This is a genomic window from Agriterribacter sp. (assembly GCF_035444585.1).
Taxonomy (GTDB): domain Bacteria; phylum Bacteroidota; class Bacteroidia; order Chitinophagales; family Chitinophagaceae; genus Agriterribacter.
In genome coordinates this window covers 1-4,254 of sequence record NZ_DAOMOZ010000305.1, presented here as the reverse complement: position 1 = coordinate 4,254, position 4,254 = coordinate 1, and the positions used below count along the sequence as shown (strand labels likewise).

Annotated in this window: 7 protein-coding genes; 2 read left to right on the top strand and 5 right to left on the bottom strand. The window is 43.0% G+C overall.

What is annotated here, in order from left to right; genetic code table 11:
* Positions 1-384 precede the first annotated feature (384 nt).
* Together PLH26_RS20580 and PLH26_RS20575 are read left to right on the top strand one after the other, a co-directional pair.
* Positions 385-831: a T9SS type A sorting domain-containing protein gene (locus tag PLH26_RS20580; protein ID WP_324587900.1), complete on the top strand. Its 447-nt coding sequence runs from the start codon at positions 385-387 to the stop codon at positions 829-831.
* A 57-nt stretch (positions 832-888) separates the two neighbouring features.
* Positions 889-1,437: a hypothetical protein gene (locus tag PLH26_RS20575; protein WP_324587899.1), complete on the top strand. Its 549-nt coding sequence runs from the start codon at positions 889-891 to the stop codon at positions 1,435-1,437.
* Between the two features lie 67 nt (positions 1,438-1,504).
* On the opposite strand, the gene PLH26_RS20570 is transcribed toward PLH26_RS20575, so the two are convergent.
* From PLH26_RS20570 to PLH26_RS20550, 5 genes are all read right to left on the bottom strand, one after another.
* Positions 1,505-2,032, bottom strand: coding sequence for a flavodoxin domain-containing protein (locus tag PLH26_RS20570; RefSeq protein WP_324587898.1), 528 nt, complete (start codon positions 2,030-2,032; stop codon positions 1,505-1,507).
* 185 nt (positions 2,033-2,217) lie between these two features.
* A complete protein-coding gene (locus PLH26_RS20565) occupies positions 2,218-2,535 on the bottom strand; it encodes a DUF3817 domain-containing protein (RefSeq protein ID WP_324587897.1) in 318 nt (105 codons plus the stop codon).
* 90 nt (positions 2,536-2,625) lie between these two features.
* On the bottom strand, positions 2,626-2,775 hold the full coding sequence (locus tag PLH26_RS20560; RefSeq protein ID WP_324587896.1) for a hypothetical protein: 150 nt from the start codon (positions 2,773-2,775) through the stop codon (positions 2,626-2,628).
* Between the two features lie 20 nt (positions 2,776-2,795).
* Positions 2,796-3,656: an AraC family transcriptional regulator gene (locus PLH26_RS20555; protein WP_324587895.1), complete on the bottom strand. Its 861-nt coding sequence runs from the start codon at positions 3,654-3,656 to the stop codon at positions 2,796-2,798.
* Between the two features lie 64 nt (positions 3,657-3,720).
* Positions 3,721-4,254: GRP family sugar transporter (locus tag PLH26_RS20550; RefSeq protein ID WP_324587894.1), on the bottom strand; the 534-nt coding region annotated here is incomplete at its 5' end.

Here is a 4,254-nt window from a genome sequence, read left to right as displayed (position 1 = left end):
ACAGTAAAGGGTTACAGCATCTTTTAACCCGATTTTAGTCGGACAACAATGATTACAAATAAAACAACGGTGATAAATGCATTTGATAAATACATATACTTTCTGGCGGATACAAGTATAGAAAATAAGCGGAATGATAGATTATATGCTAAATCAATATTTGTCGTTGGAGACAGCGCAATCCGGCAAACATATAGCGCAATCATTAAACAAAACCTCTATACAAAAATTGATATAGAATTCGCAATTCTAAGCAAAGACTCGGCTAATTACTTATTTATCTATCCCGACTCTATTTATTTTACAAAACAATACGATATGAAGACAATATCAAATAAGAATAAAAAAAATAGGAAGCTATAATCAAACCACAATTTCTAAGCTATGCTAATTAAAATATTGATTCCCCTGTTTCTGTTTTTCTGCTTGCGGGCGGCTGCCCAGGAAATCCCTGTCGGCAGTTGCGGTTTGCTGATGACTTATGATGCTACCGGCAACCGCATTAAAAGAGAATACTATTGCAACAACGGCAGCAACCGCATTTCCAATCCTGAGCTGGCCAAACAGCAGGAAGCCGCCGGCGCGAGCTTTGAGGAAGTGGATGCATTGTACCCCAACCCAACAACGGGTAAGTTTTATATCACTTTCAGCAAAGCCATAGACAACGCCATTATACAGGTGCTGGATGTAAATGGTAAAGTCGTTCAGCGGGTGAAAGGCAGCGGTACGCGGCTGGAATTTGACCTGAGTAACCAGCCATCAGGCACTTATTTTGTTTTAATTAAAAGCAATGAAATGATTATCAATAAAAAAGTGGTGAAGGCGTTATAAGATCACAATAATGCAATAAAGTTTTAAAACCCTGAAATGATTAGTAAACCCCTAAACATGAAATACACAATCCACCTGTTACTCTGCTTTATTACATCTGTTACTTGTTCAGCTCAAAATAAGCAGTCCATTTTTCTGGGACCCGGTATTGGTCTTGATCACGGAGGACTGGGAATCAAAGCAGAATATCAGCCTTTTAAATATGTAGGTCTTTTTGGTGGCGCCGGATACAACCTCGCAGGCTTTAATGGCAACGGCGGTATTATTTATAATATTATGCCTGACAAAAAAGTTACGCCCGTGCTTACGGCTATGCTGGGAGTAAATTCAGCTATCATTGTTGAACATGAAGATGCAAATGGACCAACCGGGAAAAAGAGCCGGCTGCAATTTGAAGGCTTCACCGTTGGCGGAGGATTTGATATTAAATTTGGAAAAAAGAGAAACCAAAAAGTGAATGTTACACTTTTAGTACCAATCCGCGATAGAGGCTTCTGGTGGTATCGCAATCATATAACCAATACTTTGGGAGGAACTATTAAACAGGATATTTTTCCTGTATTAATAGCTGCAGGGTGGAATTACAATATCCTGTTTCGCAGATGAAAGGCGTTGCACCGTAAAGTGACGAAAGAACAGCAGCTGTATAGCGATTCTTCTCTAACTGCCGCTCTTACACCCCGGAAGGGCTGTGATCTGCCGCCCGCAAAGATTCGCTTCTGCTGATCACCGCACTGATGTTTTCTATCTTTACATTATCCCTGTCCTGCCGCATGAATTTCTTAGCCTCGGGATCTTTTACCAGCATAGCGCCTATATTAAGCATAAACCTGTCTTTCCATGAAAGCCTGCTTTGTACCAGCCGGCCGGGCAGGAAAAAAATATTGTCCGGGCCAAAAAGCCCACCGGGAATATTTTGCTTTATGATCTGTTCATGATCCTTAGGGTTGTTGCTTCCACAAACTACAAAAAGCAGTATCTTTTTATTTTTTAAAACACCGGCATGTTGTTTTAACCAGTCGCGGATCAGCAGCCTGCCGATATACACGGAGCTGCCCGCAATAATGAGATCATGCATTTTTATATCCGCATCCTGCAGCTCTTCGGGCGTTTTCAGCGGCATATGAAGTGCTTCGCCCAGCCATCCGGCATACTGGCGCGTGGCCCCGTACTTTCCTTTATAAACGATAACGCTTTTCATAATAATATTTTAAAAGATGAGCCGGCGAACGGCTTATGCCATAAAATTATTACGATGCAGCGCCGGAAACCATGATATACGGCATTGACCACCCTGATAAAAATCACCTGTATAACGGTTTATGGAAAGTCGTTCCGAATGCCGGACTTGAAACATTACAACAGGAATTAAAGCATCGGAGCGCATCATGCATCGGCTGCCTGCTGTTCCTTTTTTAATTTGCTATCCAGCACAAAGGTACCAAAAGGCAGAAGGGATGCTATGAATGCCAGCACTACCTTACCAAAGCTCCACCGGTACTGTATCCATACTTTTAACAGCAGCGCCATATACCATACAAATAATACGCCGTGTATCCAGCCCGTGTACTTTACGGCTTCCGGGAACCCGGCAAAATATTTTAAGGGCATAGCTATACCCAATAAAACAAGATAGGATATACCTTCTATTATTGCCACCAGTCTGAACCTGCCCAATGTTGAATCCCAAAAAGAATTGTTCATGCCTGAAATTTTTGGAAAGATATAAAGATTTCACGCAAAGGCGGCGATGAAACAGGCGATGATTTGAAATTTGAGATTTAAGATTTGAAATCAATCGGCACTTTGCTTTTCCAATTGTCCAACCTTTTTCCATCCCGGATCAATTGCTAATGCAACATCAATATGTATGTTATCCTTTTCGCGGTTAAAAGCCGTTTTCCCGTCCAGTTCAACATTAACTTCTTTAGGAGTTAATGTCACTACTCACCATTCACCACTCACTACTTCCCCGCATGCATCAACTGGTATTTTTTTGGAGTAAGCCCTGTTATGGTTTTAAATTGCTGATTAAAATTCGACAGGTTCTGAAACCCGCTCTCATAGCATACATGCGCTACCGTCATTTCTTCTTTCATTAAAAGCTTGCATGCATAGCCGATCTTTAGCTCGATCAGAAAGCGGGTAAAGGATTTCCTTGTCCGGCTCTTAAAATACCTGCTGAAAGCCGTTGGGCTCATGTTGGCAACAGCAGCTACCTTAACCAGACTGACATCTTCCTGAAAATTGTTCATCACATACTCATATACCTGGTTCAGGCGCTCAGAACCCGGATCATCTACAGAATCAACGAACCCCTTACTCGACAATTCGGAAAGATCGTCAGACGCAGCAAGCAAATTCAAAATGGAAAGCAACTGTATCAATTTATTTACACCCGTTATCTGCTCCATCTCCAACAGGAGCGCAGCAACTTCGTCTCTTGTCTTACCCCCCACCCTGATGCCCCTGTGTGAGCGGTCCAGCAAACGGCGCACCCGTTCCATTTCAGGAATTTCAAAAAACCGGCTGCCGCAAAAGTGGTCTAAAAAATGCAGCACGAGCGCTTCCGATCTTTTAAAGCTGTGTAATGCATCATTACGCCAGGTATGGGGAAGGTTTTTACCGATAAATACGAGGTCACCTTCTGTGAACCGGTCAATATTGTCCCCCACCATCCTACTCCCGCTGCTTTCAAGAATAAGCGTAAGCTCATACTCATCGTGAAAATGCCAGACACCCGGAAAGCGATCTTCGTGTATATACCTGTTCACACTGAAGGAAGCCCGGTGGGGCATATTCACTTTAATGAGCATGGGTTGCATAGCAATGATTTTATAACATCAAGGTAATGAAAATAACGACACATTGCTATCATTGCATTACTTCTCAGCTTTTCGCAAGTACAATACAAATCAATCCCACTATATAGCACAGGAACATTCCATATAGCCATTTTGAAGTTCCCGGAGGCGCCTTCCGGAATTCCTTCCATACAAATACTCCCCATATAGCGGCAATCATCGCATTACCCTGCCCTAGTCCGAACGAAATGGCAAAGCCTGCCTGTCCGGCAGAAAGTATACTTAACACCAGTCCGGCACCCCATATCATTCCTCCCAGTAATCCCATCGCATGATCCTTGCCGTTACCTTCAAAATAAGCGGAATACCGCAACGGCTTCCCCTCTACGGGCTTTTTCATCAGGAGTGTGTTAAAAATAAAATTACTGAGCAGTACGCCAATACCAAAGCATACCGTAGCAGTGTAAGGTCCCAGTTTCCCTGCTTCGGGTAAGCGAAAATCGGCATACATGGCTTCTGCAATAAACCTGTAAAAGAAGCCGAATAATACGCCTGCCGTCAGGGTTAACAGGATCCCTTTTGCTGATACTTTACTTTGGATGCGCGAAAGCCGCCGGTG